13 protein-coding genes are annotated in these 15,975 nt (G+C 71.0%); all 13 read right to left on the bottom strand.

Annotation, left to right across the window (positions count from 1 at the left end):
* Positions 1 to 17 precede the first annotated feature (17 nt).
* Complete coding sequence (locus tag ADL29_RS26425; protein WP_063788540.1) at positions 18 to 1,259, bottom strand: serpin family protein; 1,242 nt, start codon at positions 1,257 to 1,259, stop codon at positions 18 to 20.
* Between the two features lie 17 nt (positions 1,260 to 1,276).
* Positions 1,277 to 2,659, bottom strand: a complete 1,383-nt coding sequence (locus ADL29_RS26420) for an aspartate aminotransferase family protein (protein ID WP_053926089.1) — start codon at positions 2,657 to 2,659, stop codon at positions 1,277 to 1,279.
* Entirely contained in the window at positions 2,656 to 4,557 is a 1,902-nt protein-coding gene (gene dxs, locus ADL29_RS26415; RefSeq protein WP_053926088.1) for a 1-deoxy-D-xylulose-5-phosphate synthase, read from the bottom strand. Before dxs ends, ADL29_RS26420 begins: the two co-directional genes overlap by 4 nt.
* Positions 4,558 to 4,577: 20 nt before the next feature.
* Entirely contained in the window at positions 4,578 to 5,603 is a 1,026-nt protein-coding gene (gene hpnH / locus ADL29_RS26410; protein ID WP_053926087.1) for an adenosyl-hopene transferase HpnH, read from the bottom strand.
* A 5-nt stretch (positions 5,604 to 5,608) separates the two neighbouring features.
* Positions 5,609 to 6,268, bottom strand: coding sequence for a phosphorylase family protein (locus ADL29_RS26405; RefSeq protein ID WP_053926086.1), 660 nt, complete (start codon positions 6,266 to 6,268; stop codon positions 5,609 to 5,611).
* Positions 6,268 to 8,244, bottom strand: a complete 1,977-nt coding sequence (gene shc, locus ADL29_RS26400; RefSeq protein ID WP_053926085.1) for a squalene--hopene cyclase — start codon at positions 8,242 to 8,244, stop codon at positions 6,268 to 6,270. Before shc ends, ADL29_RS26405 begins: the two co-directional genes overlap by 1 nt.
* A 132-nt stretch (positions 8,245 to 8,376) precedes the next feature.
* Positions 8,377 to 9,441 (bottom strand): polyprenyl synthetase family protein, encoded by a 1,065-nt coding sequence (locus tag ADL29_RS26395; RefSeq protein WP_053926084.1) that lies wholly within the window; start codon positions 9,439 to 9,441, stop codon positions 8,377 to 8,379.
* A 65-nt stretch (positions 9,442 to 9,506) separates the two neighbouring features.
* Positions 9,507 to 10,940, bottom strand: a complete 1,434-nt coding sequence (gene hpnE / locus ADL29_RS26390) for a hydroxysqualene dehydroxylase HpnE (protein ID WP_053926083.1) — start codon at positions 10,938 to 10,940, stop codon at positions 9,507 to 9,509.
* Positions 10,941 to 11,001: 61 nt separating this feature from the next.
* A complete protein-coding gene (gene hpnD / locus ADL29_RS26385) occupies positions 11,002 to 11,955 on the bottom strand; it encodes a presqualene diphosphate synthase HpnD (protein ID WP_046924862.1) in 954 nt (317 codons plus the stop codon).
* Complete coding sequence (gene hpnC / locus ADL29_RS26380) at positions 11,952 to 12,854, bottom strand: squalene synthase HpnC (RefSeq protein ID WP_053926136.1); 903 nt, start codon at positions 12,852 to 12,854, stop codon at positions 11,952 to 11,954. The genes hpnD and hpnC overlap by 4 nt, the downstream gene beginning before the upstream one ends.
* Positions 12,855 to 13,310: 456 nt before the next feature.
* Positions 13,311 to 14,096 (bottom strand): ABC transporter ATP-binding protein, encoded by a 786-nt coding sequence (locus tag ADL29_RS26375; protein WP_046924863.1) that lies wholly within the window; start codon positions 14,094 to 14,096, stop codon positions 13,311 to 13,313.
* A complete protein-coding gene (locus ADL29_RS26370; protein ID WP_053926082.1) occupies positions 14,089 to 15,018 on the bottom strand; it encodes an ABC transporter permease in 930 nt (309 codons plus the stop codon). Before ADL29_RS26370 ends, ADL29_RS26375 begins: the two co-directional genes overlap by 8 nt.
* 78 nt (positions 15,019 to 15,096) lie before the next feature.
* Entirely contained in the window at positions 15,097 to 15,969 is an 873-nt protein-coding gene (locus ADL29_RS26365) for a glycosyltransferase family 2 protein (protein WP_053926081.1), read from the bottom strand.
* Positions 15,970 to 15,975: the final 6 nt, after the last annotated feature.

The raw sequence follows: 15,975 nt of genomic DNA, 5'->3' as shown, positions 1-15,975 counted from the left end.
GGTGACGGCCCGGCGGATCAGCGCGAAGCCGCCGGGCCTCTGCCCGCACCGACCGGCCGTGGCCGGCCCTCGAAGCGCCCTTGCGGCCGGCCCGACCACCTGTCCGGGTCGGTCACCCAGCCCGCGACCAGCACCAGCCCCGACTCCCGGTGCACCGCGAGAAATCCGAAGGGCCGCTGGAAGGTCACCGTGACCATCTGCGACTCCTTACGCGGCACCGCACCCGCGCGCATCCCGACGGCCGTCACGGCCGCCGCCCGGAAGCCCAGCGCATTGAAGGTCGCGGTGACCGTCTGCCGGGCGGACGACACGGCCAGCGGCTGCGGGCTGATCCCGGGGAAATGCCCCCGCGCCGCATGCGTGGCCGTGGCGAGCCCGAACAGCTGCGCCCGCTCCAGCAGATCGTGCTCGGCATCGACGGTGAAGCCCACGCACTTCAGCTTCACGATCGGCCGGTCGTCGAAGCTCGTCACGGTCCGCACCTGCACACCCGGTCCGGCACCGTCGCTCAGCGCCGTACCGGACACCGCCGGATAGGCCCCGCCCAGCGCCGCCACGCCATGGCGCAGCACCTCCCCGCCGGGCATGTCGGCCGGGCCGAGCAGCAGGTGTACGTCCAGGCCGTTGTCGCCGGCGACCTCCGCCGCGGTCAGCGCACCGGCCGGCGTGTGGTGCACCCGTATCTCCTCCGGGTCCCTCCTGATGCGCGAAAGGCCCGTCAGCTCCCGCCCCGCCCAGGGCCCTTCGTCCGGCCGCAGCGGAAACTCCTGGAACCGGCCGGCCCAGGTCGTACGGACCAGCAGCGCGCTCGCCAGGACGAGCAGGATGTCGGCGCCGGCGCGTACGGGCATCCGCTCGATCAGGCCGTCGGTGTGCCGCCGCGCCCAGGCGTCCAGGGCCGCCTGGTCAGCGCGCGCGTCGCCGGTCAGCTCGCCGTGGACGTCCAGCGGAAGGCTGTCGCGCCACTCCGGACGCAGTTCCAGGATGCGCTGGGTCCACAGGCCCAGCGCGGCGTCGACGCCGTCGGCCGCGGTCAGCGCGGCGAGCAGCGCGCTCGCCTCGCGTACGGCGTCCTCCGCCTCCACACCGACCGCCTCGGCCAGTTCCTTGCGGGCCGGCCCGTCCGCCGGGCCCGCGAGCAGGGCCAGCAGCGGCCAGAGCCCCGCTGCGGTCAGGGCCGTGCCCTGCTCCCCCACCGCGTCCCGCGCCCAGCGGGCCGTCAGATCGTTGACGGCCCGTACCGTCGTCGCGGCAAACATCGCATCCCCCGGAGTCGTCAGCGGTTGGCGACCGCCTGCATGACCAGCGTCCGCCCGAAGTCCCACATCAGGCCGCCGCCGTTGTGGGCGTCGTCCATGACGGCCGTGAACGCCTCGACGAACCGGTCTACCTCCGCCTCGCCGATGATCAGCGGCGGAATCAGCTTAATCACCTCGAGGCGGTCGCCGGAGACCTGGGTGAGGATGCGATGGCGTTGCAGCAGCGGCGCCACCACCAGCTGCGCGAACAGCCCCTTGCGGGCGGTCTGCAGCATCCGCCAACGGCCCCGCAGCGCAAGGGACTTGGGCCTGCCGAACTCGATGCCGATCATCAGGCCGCGGCCGCGGACCTCATGCAGCAGCTCGTAGGTGCCGGTCAGCGCCGCCAGCCGCGCGCGCAGCAGATCGCCGGTCCGCCGGGCGTTGGCAACGATCTTTTCGTCCTCCATCACCGTGAGCACCGCGAGACCGGCGGCCATGGCCTGGGCGTTGGAGCCGAAGCTCGCGGAGTGCACCAGCACCCGGTCCATGGACGAGTAGACCTTCTTGAAGATCCAGTCCTTGCCGAGCGTCGCACCGACCGGGACGTAGCCGCCGGAGAGCGCCTTGGCCACACAGACCAGGTCCGGTTCGACGCCTTCCTCGTGCTGGTAGGCGAAGAAGTCACCGGTGCGGCCGAGACCGGTCTGGACCTCGTCGGCGATCAGCAGGGCCTGGTGCCGGTGCAGCAGCTCCTGTGCGGCGCGCAGGAATCCGGGCGGAGTGGGGTGCACGCCCTTGCCCTGGACGGGTTCGACGACGAAGCCCGCGACATCGCCGCGCGCCAGCTCCCGTTCGAGCGCGGCCAGATCGCCCATCTCGACGGCGGTGTCCGGCAGCAGCGGGGCGAAGCCGTCGCGGAAACCGTCCTCGCCGTTGACCGAGAGCGAGCCGGTGGTCAGGCCGTGGAAGGCGTGGGTGCAGTAGAGGATGCGCGGCCGGCCGGTGGCGCAGCGGGCGAATTTCAGGGCGGTCTCGACGGCTTCGGTGCCGCTGTTCCCGAAGAAGACGCGGTCCAGGTGGGGGGCGTAGGCCAGGAGCTTCTCGGCGAGCAGGCCGGGCAGCGGCTGGCAGTCGAAGCGGGTGAGGTCGGGGAGGCCGGCGTCCAGGACGTCGTGCAGCGCCTGGCGTACGACGGGATGGTGGCGGCCGAGGCCCATCACACCGAAGCCGGCGAGCATATCGAGGTAGTCCTGGCCGTCGGCGTCCCAGAAGTAGGCGCCCTCGCCCCGCTCGTAGACCTTGTCGAAGCCGATGGCGTGCAGCATCCGCGGGAGCTGGTGGTTGAGGTGGCGGGCGTGCAGGTCGTACCGCTCGCCGCCGCGCTCGGCGAGCAGTCCGGCCAGGTCGAACCCGCTCACGAGGCGTTCTCCTTGTGAGGCGGCGCGGGGTTGCTGCGGGCCAGCGCGGCGCTGATCGAACCGGCGATCTCGGCCGGGGTGAGCCCCAGGTCGGCCAGCAGTTCACCGCGTTTGGCGTGCGGCAGGAACTGCTCGGGGATGCCGAAGGTCCGCAGCGGTACGTCCACCTCCGCATCGCGCAGCGCCTGGCCGATCGCCGAACCCACCCCGCAGGTACGGGAGTTGTCCTCGACGACGGCCACCATGGCGTGCTGCGCGGCGAGCTCGGGAATGGCGGGGTCGACCGGTTTGACCCAGCGCGGGTCGATGACCGTCGCATCGACCCCGCGCGCCGCGAGGAGTCCGGCGACCCGCAGGCACACCGGCGCCATCACGCCGACCGCGACCAGCAGGACGTCCGGCTGCGGTGCCCGGTGCAGGACGTCGACGCCGCCGATCCGGCCGACGGCGGGAATCGGGTCGTCCACCGTCGCCTTGGGGTAGCGGATGACGGTCGGCGCATCGTCCACGTCCAGGGCTTCGCGCAGTTCGGCACGGAGCTGGTCGGCGTCGCGCGGCGCGGCGATCCGCAGCCCCGGTACGACGCCCAGCACCGACAGGTCCCACATGCCGTTGTGGGAGGCGCCGTCGGTGCCGGTGACGCCGGCCCGGTCGAGGACGAAGGTGACGCCGCACCGGTGCAGTGCGACATCCATCAGGACCTGGTCGAAGGCCCGGTTGAGGAAGGTGGCGTAGACGGCGAAGACCGGGTGCAGTCCGCCGGTGGCCAGGCCCGCGGCGGAGGTGGCGGCGTGCTGCTCGGCGATGCCCACGTCGTAGACACGGTCCGGGAAGGCCTCCGCGAACTTCTTCAGCCCGAGCGGCTGCAGCATCGCGGCCGTGACGGCGACGACGTCCGGGCGCTCGGCGCCGATCCGCACCATCTCGTCGCCGAAGACGGACGTCCAGGAGGGGGCTTCGGCGGGGGTGACGGGCGCGCAGGTCAGCGGGTCCATCACGCCGACGGTGTGGAAGTGGTCCGCCTCGTCCTCGAGGGCGGGCCCGTAGCCGCGGCCCTTCTCGGTGAGGCAGTGCACCAGCACCGGGCCGTGGAATCCGGCGGCGCGGCGCAGCGCGGATTCCACGGCCTCGATGTCGTGTCCGTCGATCGGGCCGACGTACTTCAGGCCCAGGTCCTCGAACATGCCCTGCGGCGCAAAGGCGTCCTTGAAGCCCTTCTTCGCCCCGTGCAGCGATTCGTAGAGCGGCTGGCCGACGACCGGGGTGCGCTGGAGGACGTCCTTGCCCCAGGCCAGGAACTTTTCGTAGCCGTCGGTCGTGCGCAGGATGGCGAGGTGGCTGGCGAGGCCGCCGATGGTGGGGGCGTAGGAGCGCTCGTTGTCGTTGACGACGATGATCAGCGGGCGGTCCTTGGCGGCGGCGATGTTGTTGAGCGCCTCCCAGGCCATGCCGCCGGTCAGTGCGCCGTCCCCGATGACGGCGACGACATGGTCCTGCCTGCCGCGGACCTGGTTGGCCTTCGCGAGGCCGTCGGCCCAGCTCAGCACCGTCGAGGCATGACTGTTCTCGATGATGTCGTGCGGTGACTCGGCGCGCGACGGATAGCCGGACAGGCCGCCCTTGGCCCGTAGCTTCGAGAAGTCCTGCCGTCCTGTCAGAAGCTTGTGGACGTAGGACTGGTGGCCGGTGTCCCACAGGATGCGGTCGGCGGGCGAGTCGAAGACCCGGTGCAGGGCGATGGTCAGCTCGACCACGCCCAGATTGGGTCCCAGGTGGCCGCCGGTGCGGGCGACGGCCTGAATGAGGAACTGCCGGATCTCCTCGGCGAGTTCGTCCATGCGCTCCACGGGCAGCGCCTTGAGGTCGCGCGGCTCTCGGATGTGCTCCAGCAGGGTCATGTCCGGTCCCCCTCCATGGGTCAGCCGTGGTTTCCGCCGGCGGTTTCCTTGATCGCCCGCAGCGACTCCTTCAGGGAGCCCATGGTGGCCAGGACGGCGGTGGGCTCGTAGCCGCAGTGCGCCATGCAGTTGGCGCAGCGCGGGTCCTTGCCCCGGCCGTACTTGCTCCAGTCGGTCTTCTCGATGAGCTCCCGGTACGTCGGGACGTAACCGTCGCTCATCAGATAGCAGGGCCGCTGCCAGCCGAAGAGCGAATAGTTGGGGATCGCCCAGGCCGTGCAGGGGAAGTCCGCCTTGCCCTCCAGGAAGTCGAGGAAGAGCGGGCTGTGGTTGAGCCGCCAGCGGCGGCGGTTGCCGCCCGCGAAGGCCTTCTTGAACAGCTCCCGGGTCTGCTCGACGCCCAGGAAGTGCTCCTGGTCGGGGGCCTTTTCGTAGGCGTAGGCGGGCGACAGCATCATTTCGTCGACCTGGAGGTCGTCGTTGAGGAAGTTGAGGACCTCGATGATGGTCTGCGGAGTGTCGGTGTTGAAGAACGTGGAATTGGTGGTGACCCGGAAGCCGCGCCGCTTGGCCTCCTTGATGGCCGCCACCGCCTCGTCGAAAACGCCTTCCTTCGCGACGGATTCGTCGTGGCGCTCCCGCATCCCGTCGATGTGCACCGCGAACGCGAAATACGGGGAGGGCCGGAAGCTGTCCATCTTCTTGCGCAGCAGCACCGCGTTGGTGCATAGAAAGACATATTTCCGCTTGGCCACCAGCTGCCGCACGATCTCGTGGATCTGCGGGTGCATCAAGGGCTCGCCGCCGGCGATGGAGACCATCGGCGCACCCGACTCCAGCACCGCGCCGACCGCCTGCGCCACCGGCATCCGCTGTTTGAGAACGCCCGCCGGGTGCTGGATCTTCCCGCAGCCCTCGCATTTCAGATTGCAGGCGAAGAGCGGCTCCAGCTCGACGATCAGCGGAAACTTCTCGCGCCGCCGCAGCACTTTCTGTTCAAAGAGATAGGTCCCGACCCGGACGGTCTGGCGAAGCGGCATGGCCATCTGGCTCACCTCCTGGGGAGCGGCAAAGAACGGTGCCATTCGAAGAGGACAGGAAGAACGCAGCGCAGCACACGGAAGGCCGATATTCCACCGCGTACCGTGCCGATCCGTACGAGTTCATGTTCTGGAGCGTCCACGACCACCCGGACGGCCGCAACCGGACGGGCTCCCGCGCGGTGTGCGGCGCGCAGTGTGGCCGCGGACTCCATGTCCACCGCGACCGCGCCGGAGGCATGCAGTGCGGCCCGCTCCGCGCCGTGGACGATGTGGTCGGAGCCGCGCAGCAGGCCGGTGTGGACGGTCAGGCCGCGCTGCCTCAGGGCCTGGAGAAGGGGGCCGTTGTCACGGCAGACGATGTCCCGGGCGCCGGGCCGGTGGTCGCGGGTGGTCTCGGCGACCACCACGTCCCCGGGCCGCATCCCGGGCGCGAGCCCGGCGCAGAAGCCGCTGGCCACGACCGGTGACCGCGCGGTGGCGGCGCCCTCGCACAGCGCGCGTTCCAGGGCGCGCTCGGCCGCCTGGGGGCCCATGCCCGTCCGCAGGGTGACCACCGGCGGGCGGGTACTGCTCCGCTCCCTCCCGCCCCGCAGCGCAAACCGCTCGATGCCGAGCGCGCAGGCGATCAGCAGCGGCGGACCGGCGGCTGCGGGGGCGGGCCTCGGCATCAGTCCCCCAACGGCGCATCGGCCGGTCCGCCGTGGACATAGCGGCCCAGGGCCGTCAGCGGGAAGACCTGGCGGTAGAGGTGGTAGTTGATGGAGAAGTCCCAGGGGAAGCCCGTACCGGTGAAGTACGGCTCGTCCCAGGAGCCGTCCTCCCGCTGGGTGCCGACCAGATAGCGCACCCCGCGCCGTACCGCCTCGCTCTCCCGCTCCCCGGCCGCCAGCAGCGCCATGAGCGCCCAGGCGGTCTGCGAGGCGGTCGACGCGCCGCGCCCGGCCCACGCCCTGTCCCGGTAGGACCGCTGGTCCTCGCCCCAGCCGCCGTCGTCGTTCTGCACCCGCGCCAGCCAGCTCACAGCCCGGCGGACGGCGGGGTGCGAGGCGGGGACACCGGCCGCGGCGAGCGCGGGGAGTACGGATCCGGTGCCGTAGACGTAGTTGGTGCCCCAGCGCCCGAACCAGGCGCCGCTGGGCTCCTGTTCGGCCAGCAGCCACTCGATACCGCGGCGGGTGCGCGGATCGTGGCTGCGGCCGACATCGGCGAGCATCTCGACGACATGGGCGGTGACGTCGGCCGACGGCGGGTCGATGACCTCCCCGAAGTCGCAGAACGGCAGGCGGTTGGGGAACCGGCTGGTGTTGTCGGCGTCGAAGGCGCCCCAGGCACCGTTCTTGGACTGCATCCCGAGGTTCCAGCGCACCGCGCGGCGTACCGCGGTGTCGACCCGCCGGGGGTCGGGGTGCTCGACCCGGCGCAGCGCCAGCACCACCTCGGCGGTGTCGTCGATGTCCGGGTAGTTGTCGTTCTCGAACTCGAACGCCCATCCCCCGGAGGGGAGTTGGGGTCTTCGCACCGCCCAGTCGCCGGTCCGGTCGATCTGCTCGTCCAGCATCCAGTCGACGGCCTTGATCAGCTGCGGGTGATCGGCGGGCAGCCCGGCGTCGGCGAGCGCGATGGTCGCCAGGCAGGTGTCCCAGACCGGGGACTGACAGGCCTCGATCATCCGGGCGCCGTCCTCGCGCCATACGGCGAAGCGGTCCAGCGACGCCAGGCCGCTGCGCAGCACCGGGTGGTCGAGGTCGTAGCCGAGGAGGTGCAGGGCGATGACGGAGTAGACGGCGGGGGGCTGGATGCCGCCCCAGCAGCCGTCGTTCTCCTGGCGCTCGATGATCCAGCGGGCTGCCGTGCGCATGGCATTGCGGCGCAGCCGGCGCGGGGCGACCTTGTGGTAGAGGTGCAGCGCCTTGTCGAGGCGCTGGAAGATGCCGTCCCAGCTGGTGACGGGGGCGAGCGGGCGCGGCGGGTTGGGGCGGCGCGGATCGGCGTGCAGCTCGTCGAGGGCGAAGGGCGCCGGGCGGACCGGGCGCTTGGCCGAGACGATGGTCAGGGCCACTATCGTCTGCCGCGCCCAGCAGCCGAAGTCGTAGATGTTGAGCGGGACCCACTTGGGGAGGTAGAGGAGCTCCGGTGGCAGTTCGGGCAGGTCCTCCCACTTCCACCAGCCGAAGAGGGCCAGCCAGATACGGGTGAAGACCCGGGCGGCGGCGATACCGCCGTGTGCGCGGATCCAGGTGGCGGCCCTGGCCATGTGCGCCGCGTCCGGGGCGTCCCCGGCGAGGCGCAGGGCCACATAGGCCTCGATGGTGGTGGAGAGTTCGCCGGGGCCGCCGTAGAAGGTGGCCCAGGTGCCGTCCTCGCGCTGCTCGCCGCGGATGTGGCGGGCGGCCGCCTCGGTGAGCTTGCGGTCCGGTACGCCCAGGAACTGACGGAGCAGCAGGTCCTCGGCGTCCATCGTGACGTTGGTCTCGAGGTCACCCTTCCACCAGCCGGCGGGGTCCTGGAGGGAGAGCAGATGGTCGGCAGCGCGGGCACTCGCGCGCCGCGCGGCGGTGAGGTCGGTCTTCTCGGCGGTGGCATCGCTGGCCGAAGGGGCCCGGGGCGGCAGCGCCCCGGTGCTTCCGTCGGTCGTCGCTGTCATGGCTTCCCCTTCTGCAGTGAACGGTCAAGGCTCAGCTCAGGGATTCCGTCGGCCGGCGCCCGGCTGGGCGCCGGCCGGCAACTGCGAACTAGTCCGTATCGCTCTGCATGTCGATCCGCGTGTCGATGGTGATCATCTCTCTCGTACGACGACGAAGTCCGCGAGCGCGACCAGCTGCGCACGGACCTTTTCCGGCATGTCGACCTCGTCCAGCGCGGCGACGGCGGTGGCATGCTGGCGGCGGGCCTCCTGGGAGGTCCACTCGCGGCCGCCGGCCTCCTCGATCAGGGCCGCCCGGGAGGCGAACTCCTCCTCGGTGAAGTCGGCGATCTCGGTCTCGGTCTTCTTGGCGTCGGCGGCCAGGATACGGGCGAGGCGCTCGGAGGCGTCGCCTCCCGCGGCCAGCGCGGCGACGACCGGCAGCGACTTCTTGCGCTGGCGCAGATCGCTCCAGGTCTGCTTGCCGGTGGCCTCCGGGTCGCCCCAGATGCCGAGCAGGTCGTCGACGGCCTGGAAGGCGAGGCCGAGGTGGTAGCCGTACTTCTCGAGGGTGTCGGCGGTGCGGTCGTCGACGCCGCCGAGGACCGCACCGATGGAGACGGCGCAGGCCAGCAGCGCGCCGGTCTTGTTGCCCTCCATCTCCAGGCACTCCTCGACGGTGACCCGCTCGCGGTGCTCGTAGGAGATGTCCTGGGCCTGACCGTCGATCAGCTTGCGGGTGGCCACGGTCAGCCGGCGGGTCGCCCGGCCCGCCTCGACGGTGCCCAGCTCCAGCAGTATTTCGTTGGCGAGGGCGAACAGCGCGTCGCCGACCAGGATCGCCTGCGCGGGGCCGTGCACCTTCCAGACCGTGTCGCGGTGCCGGCGCTGTTCGTCGCCGTCCATGAGGTCGTCGTGCAGCAGCGAGAAGTTGTGCACCAGCTCGACGGCGACCGCGCCGGGGATGCCGATCTCGGGGGCCGCGCCCGCGATCTCCGCCGACAGCAGGGCGAGGGCGGGCCGTACCGCCTTGCCGCTGTCGCCCGTCGAGGGGTTGCCCGCGGCATCGATCCAGCCGAAGTGGTAGGCGGCGACGGTGTCCATGGGAGGAGCGAGCCGGCCGACGGCAGCACGCAGCACGGGAGTGGCGAGTGTCCGCCCGCGCTCCAGCAGCGCGGTGACGCTCGCGGTGTCGATAGCTGGGGAAGCCGGATTCACGGTTTCTCCTCTGTTTCCGATGCTCGTGCTCGTGCGAGCACTCGTGATACGCGTCGTACTCGTGGTCATGCCGCCTCCTGAGGCAACTGGCCCTGGGGGAAGCCGAGTTCGGTGAGTGCCTCGCGAGCGGCGGCGGTGCCGCTGCGAACAGCGCTTTCCATGGTCGCGGGCCACCCGGTGGCGGTCCACGCACCGGCCAGGTAGAGGCCGGGGGTTCGGGTGCGGGCGGCGGGGCGGAGCCTGCCGACGCCCGGTGCGGGCGCGAAGGTCGCGGTGCGCTCGCGGGTGACGAAGAAGTCGGTGACCCGCGCGCCCCGGGCGGCGGGCAGCAGCCGCTCCAGCTCGGGCAGATAGCGGGCGCGGAGCTTGGCGACCGGATCATCGATCTCCGCCTGCGCGGCGGACTGGGAGACGGCCAGATACTGGCCCCCCGCACCGTCGGGCGAGCCGGCGAGCCCGGAGGCGTGCGTACGGTCGAAGACCCACTGCACCGGGGAGCCGACGGCGGCGAAGAAGGGGCGGCGCAGCACCTTGCGGTCGTAGACGACATGGAGGTTGAGGATGGGCGCGGTGCCGATCTCCAGCAGCCGGTCCTTGTCGGCCAGCGCGCCGTCGGGCAGCAGGCCGTGCGTCTCGCGCTGCGGTACGGCGAGGACGACGGCGTCGGCGGCCAGCCGCTCGCGGCCGTGCGGGCCGTTCGCCACCGAGACCTGCCAGCCGTCGTCCGTGCGGGAGACGGCCTCGGCGCGGGTGCGCAGCCGGATCCGTACGCCGGCCTTCTCCAGGGCCCTGCGGGCGAGGGTGTCGTGCACCTCGCCGAGCGGCACCCGGGCCCAGCCGATGTCGGCGGCACCCGGCGCGGAGAGCAGTCCGGTCTTGAAGACCTTGGCGGCCAGGCCCATGGAGGCGTCGTCCGCGGTGGCATTCAGGGTGGCAATGCCGACCAGGTCCCACAGCGCCTCGATGGCGCGGGACGACTGGCCGTAGCGCCGCAGCCAGCTGCCGAAGTCCACGCCGTCCAGGGCGGGATCGGCCGGGTCCAGGCCCTTGAGGGCGAGGGTGGCGCGGACGACTCCGGCGCGCTCGGCGGGCGAGAGGTGCGGGTAGGTGGCCAGGCTCTGCGCCAGGTGGAGCGGTACGGGCAGGGCCGTGCGGCGCAGCCGGCCGAGCCGCATCCGGTCGGCGTCGAGGACGGGGACGTCCATCCGGTCCTGGAGGGGCGCCAGGCGGTCGGCGTCGATCCGCTTCAGGAAGTCCGTGTAGGCGGTGCAGCAGCGCAGGTAGACGTGCTGGCCGTTGTCGACGGTCAGCTCGCCCGCGGCGCCGTCGCGGCGGAAGGAGAAAACCAGTCCGCCGAGCCGGGGCCGGCCCTCGACGAGGGTGACCCGCAGGCCGGCGTCGGCCAGCGCGAGCGCCGCCGTGGTGCCCGCGAGGCCGCCGCCGATGACCACGGCGGCCGCCCCCTCGGGGCGGCCGGACGGCCTGGCTGCCGATGTCATGTGATCTCTCCCCATACCGCAGGAAGGGACGCAGACGTCCCGCGGAGGGTTGCCCGGTGGATCATCCGCGCCTCCTGACGGACTCACGGCGGCCGATCGCGCGCGCGTCGAGGCCGGACAGCCCGCGCACCGCGACGAAGGCCTTCTCCCGGCCGGGCAGCGAGACCCGGCCGCGCAGCACCGCCTCGGGGTCCTCGGCGATCCGGGTGAGCAGCCGGTGGTAGATGCCGGCCATCGCGGCCACGCAGGCGCCGCTGCGCCGGTCGAGCATCGGCAGCAGCCGGAAGCCGTCGGCGAACAGCGCGCGGGCGCGCCTGACCTCGAAGTGCACCAGGCCGGTGAAGTCGGAGCCGGGCGGCGGGACCGGTCCGTGGAAGCCCGCCGAGCAGCCGAACTTGGCGAGGTCCTCGGCGGGGAGATAGGTACGGCCGTTGTCCGCGTCCTCGCGGATGTCCCTGAGAATGTTGGTGAGTTGGAGGGCGAGGCCGAGCGTGTCGGCGTACTCGGGGGCGCGCTCGGCGTCCGGTGCGCCGGGCACCGTGCCGAACACCCCCAGCGAGAGCCGGCCGATGCCCCCGGCGACACAGCGGCAGTAGACCTTCAGGTCGTCCCAGGTCTCGTACGTCTCCCCGCGCACATCCGCCAGCACGCCGTCGATCAGCTCGTCGAGCGCGTCGAGCGGCACGGGGAAGCGCCGGGCGGTGTCGGCCAGCGCGACGGCCACCGGGTCGGTGTCGTCGTCGGCGATCCGGCCGTCCCTGATACGGGCCAGCAGTGCGCGGGTGTCCTCCAGGCGCTGTTGTTTGGCGGGTGCCTCCAGGGTGCCGTCGCCGATGTCGTCGACCCGGCGGGAGAAGGCGTAGAGCGCCGACATGGCCTGTCGCTTGTCGGTCGGCAGGAGCCGGATGCCATAGGCGAAGTTTCGCGCCTGCTGCCCGGTGACGGCCTCGCAGTAGCGATATGCAGCGAGCACCGGCGCGGACGCGTGTGCGGTTGCCTCCACGGTCCGGCTCACCCCTCTCTTCGCAATGTCGCCCCCACCTCGCGCAGCAGGCTGAGCTTGGTCGGCTTGGGCGGTCCAGGGAGTACGTCGTGATCGGCGGCCGCGACCGCCTGCAGTGCGGCGCGTCCGCCGGCGACGAAGCCGGCCAGCAGCAGTTTGAGTCTGCCGTGGACGCTACCCACCAGCGGGGTGCCTTGATCCAGCAGGTCACGGGCGCGTTCGGCTTCGTAGGCGATCAACGCGCGCACCGATGCGCCCCCTGTCGGGGCGGCCAGATCGGCCTCGGTGACCCCGAAACGTTTCATGTCCTCGGCGGGGAGGTAGATGCGGTCGCGCCCGAGGTCCTCGGCCACGTCCTGGAGGTGCTCGACGATCTGCAGCGCCGTGCAGATCCGGTCGGAGTGGCGGATGCGTTCGGGGCTGGTGGTGCCGGTGATGCCGAGGACGAGGCGGCCGACGGGGTTGGCGGACAGCTCGCAGTAGGCGGCGAGGTCGTCATAGGTGCCGTAGCGGCTGACGACCTGGTCCTGGCGGTTGGCCTCGATCAGGCCGAGGAAGGGCTCGGGGGTGAGACCGCAGCGGCGGACGGTCGGGCCCAGGCGGCGCATCAAGGGGTGGCTGGGGCCGGGGGCGCGGTCACTGAAGACGCGGTGCAGGTCCGCCTCGAGGGCGTCCAGCATCGCGATGCGGTCCTCGGTCGCCGAGCGGTCCAGGCCGAGGAGGACGGCATCCCCGCCGCCCGGAGCGAGGTCGCCGTCGCCGATGTCGTCGACGAGCCGGGCGAAACCGTAGACGGCGATCAGGTCTGCTCGCCAGGCGCGGGGCAAAAAGAAAGGAGCCACCGGGAAATTCTCGTGCGCGGCCTTGTCGAGCGTGCTGCGCGACGATGCGTCGGCCGGCCCGCCGGTGATCCGCGCCCGCCGATGGATGACGGTGCGCGTCAACGCCTCCCCTTCGCTCACCGCGGGCTGCCCGGCGCGTTTCGGAGCCGGAGCGAACCAGTAGCCATTGCCGTCACGTCTCCCGTTCTACACCGCCAAGCTAAAACATCCCATTTCGGACACGCCGCAGGTCACGGCGCGCCCTGAACGAGCCTTCCTTCGCCCGCTCAGGTGAGCATTGCCCGACTTTTACCACTTGTACCACTTGTGATGTTCAGTACCCGTACAGCTTACGCTGCACGTCTCGCCCGCGTACGCGGGGGTACCGCGGCCCCGGTCGGCGACCAGGCCGGTCTCGGCAACGAACCAACCGTTCCCGGCGCCCGAAGAGTTGACCTTCTGTCAACGCGCGCGGTCACACCCGAAGGCCTCCGCGAGCCGGACTCGCGGAGGCCTTCGGGAGCGGACCGGGTCAGGAAGGCGGGGCTATTTGCCCGTCTCCTTCTCGTACGCCTTGATCACTTCGTCCGTCGGACCGTCCATCAGGAGCTCACCGCGCTCCAGCCACAGGACCCGGTCACAGGTGTCCCGGATCGACTTGTTGTTGTGGCTGACCAGGAAGACCGTACCGGCTTCCTTGCGCAGCTCGCGGATGCGGGCCTCGGAGCGCTTCTGGAACTTGCGGTCGCCGGTGGCCAGCGCCTCGTCGATCATCAGGACGTCGTGGTCCTTGGCCGCCGCGATGGAGAACCGCAGCCGGGCCGCCATACCGGAGGAGTAGGTGCGCATCGGCAGCGAGATGAAGTCGCCCTTCTCGTTGATGCCGGAGAAGTCGACGATCTCCTGGTAGCGCTCCTTGATCTGCTCGCGGCTCATGCCCATGGCGAGCCCGCCGAGGATGACGTTGCGCTCACCGGTCAGATCGTTCATCAGCGCCGCGTTGACCCCGAGGAGGGAGGGCTGGCCGTCGGTGTAGACCTTGCCCTTCTCGGCGGGGAGCAGGCCCGCGATGGCACGCAGCAGGGTGGACTTGCCGGAGCCGTTGGAGCCGATCAGGCCGATGGCCTCGCCCCGGTATGCGGTGAAGGAGACGCCCTTGACCGCGTGCACCTTGCGTACGCCGCGATCGCCGCCGCGCTTGACGATGCGGCTCAGGGCAGCGGTGGCGCTGCCCTTGCCCGTCTTCGCGCCGTTGACGCGGTAGACGATGTGCAGCTCATCGGCGATGACGGTGGGGATGCGCCCCTCTTGGGGGTTGATGTCGTCAGCCACGGCCGTAGCGCTCCTCAGCCTTCCAGAAGTAGATGAACCCGCCGGCGGCGGCGAGCACCGCCCAGCCGAGCGCGAACAGCCAGACATGCGGCGGCAGGTTCTCGTGGGTGTAGCCGTCGATGAGCGCGAAGCGCATCAGGTCCATGTAGATGGCGGCGGGGTTCCACTGCAGGATGTTGGCGACCCACTCGGGGCTCTCCGCGAGCATGGCCCGGATCGAGAACATCACGCCGGACGCGTACATCCACGTACGCATCACGAACGGCATCAGCTGCGCGAGATCCGGGGTCTTGCTGCCCAGCCTGGCCATGATCATCGCCAGGCCCGTGTTGAACAGGAACTGCAGGGCCAGCGCCGGGATGATCAGCAGCCAGGACGGGCTCGGATAGCTCCCGAAACCGATCGCGATGACGAACAGCACGATCATCGAGAACAGCAGCTGCTGGAGCTGCTGCAGCGAGAACGAGATCGGCAGCGTCGCCCGCGGGAAGTGCAGCGCCCGCACCAGGCCGAGGTTGCCCGAAATGGCGCGGACCCCCGCCATCACCGAGCTCTGCGTGAAGGTGAAGACGAAGACGCCCGTGACCAGGAACGGGATGTAGATGTGCTTGTCCATGCCCCGGTCGGCCTTCAGGATCAGGCCGAAGATCAGGAAGTAGACGAGCGCGTTGAGCAGCGGCGTCGCCACCTGCCAGAGCTGGCCCAGCTTCGCCTGGCTGTACTGCGCGGTCAGCTTGGCGCTGGCGAACGCCGAGATGAAGTGCCGCCGGTCCCACAGCTGCCGGACGTACTCCGGCAGGCTCGGGCGCGCACCGCTCTGCGACAGCCCGTACTTCTGGGCCCGCTGGGCCGCGGTGAGCCCTTCGTCGGAAGCTGGCGGGGCACTCATGGCGACCGCACTGTCGTGCGTTGTCTCGCTCACAGTTGACACTTTCGTCCTCAATGTGCGCTGCCGGGGTCACGCCCCGCAACGCGTCTGATGCTCTCGGATACGAGCTTGTCAGATGACGGGAGGGCGGCCCAGTCGGGTCAGTCGCCAAACGGTAGCCCACTTCATGGGACGCCTGTCGCCGCAAGGGCTCGTCCAGCCCTCTTTGAAACCTGCCAGCCAGACCCGCAGCGCAGGCCAGGAGGGACGACGGGCCAGGGTGAGCAGGAACCAGACGCCGAGATAGACGGGAACCAGCACGGCAGGAAGGTTACGGCGGGCCAGCCACACACGGTTACGGGCCACCATCCGGTGGTAGACCGCATGCCGGCTCGGGGCCATGGTCGGGTGCAGCAGCAGCATGTCCGACCGGTAGTCGATCAGCCACCCCGCGTTCAGCGCCCGCCAGGCCAGGTCCGTCTCCTCATGGGCGTAGAAGAAGTCGTCGGGCAGCCCGCCGACCTCCTGGAAGACCGTGGTGCGGACCGCATTGGCACCGCCGAGGAAGGTGGTCACCCGCGAGGAGCGCATCGGGTCCGAAGCCCGCAGCCGCGGTACGTGGCGGCGCTGGGTCTCGCCGGTGTCCGGGTCCGCGATCCGGAAGCTGATGATGCCGAGCTCGGGGTCCGCGGCGAACGCCTCCCGGCACAGCTCGGCGGTGTCCTCCCTGGCCAGCAGTCCGTCGTCGTCGAGAAAGAGAAGAACGTCGACCTCGCTGCCGCCGGGCCCGAACGCCTCGATGCCGACGTTGCGGCCCGCGGGGATACCGAGGTTCTCCGGCAGCTCGACGGTCCGTACGCCCTCGGGGAGCTCGGGCAGCGGCGAACCGTTGCCGACGACGACGATCTCGACCCGCTCGCCGTTCTGCTTGGCCACCGAGTCCAGCAGCGCGCGCAGCTCGTCGGGGCGGTTGCCCATGGTGAGAACAACCGCACCGACGCGCATCTGGGA

The organism is Streptomyces chattanoogensis (genome assembly GCF_001294335.1).
Classification (GTDB): Bacteria; Actinomycetota; Actinomycetes; order Streptomycetales; family Streptomycetaceae; genus Streptomyces; species Streptomyces chattanoogensis.
The sequence above is the reverse complement of the archived record's forward strand: the minus strand, read 5'-3'. Positions and strand labels throughout refer to the sequence as shown.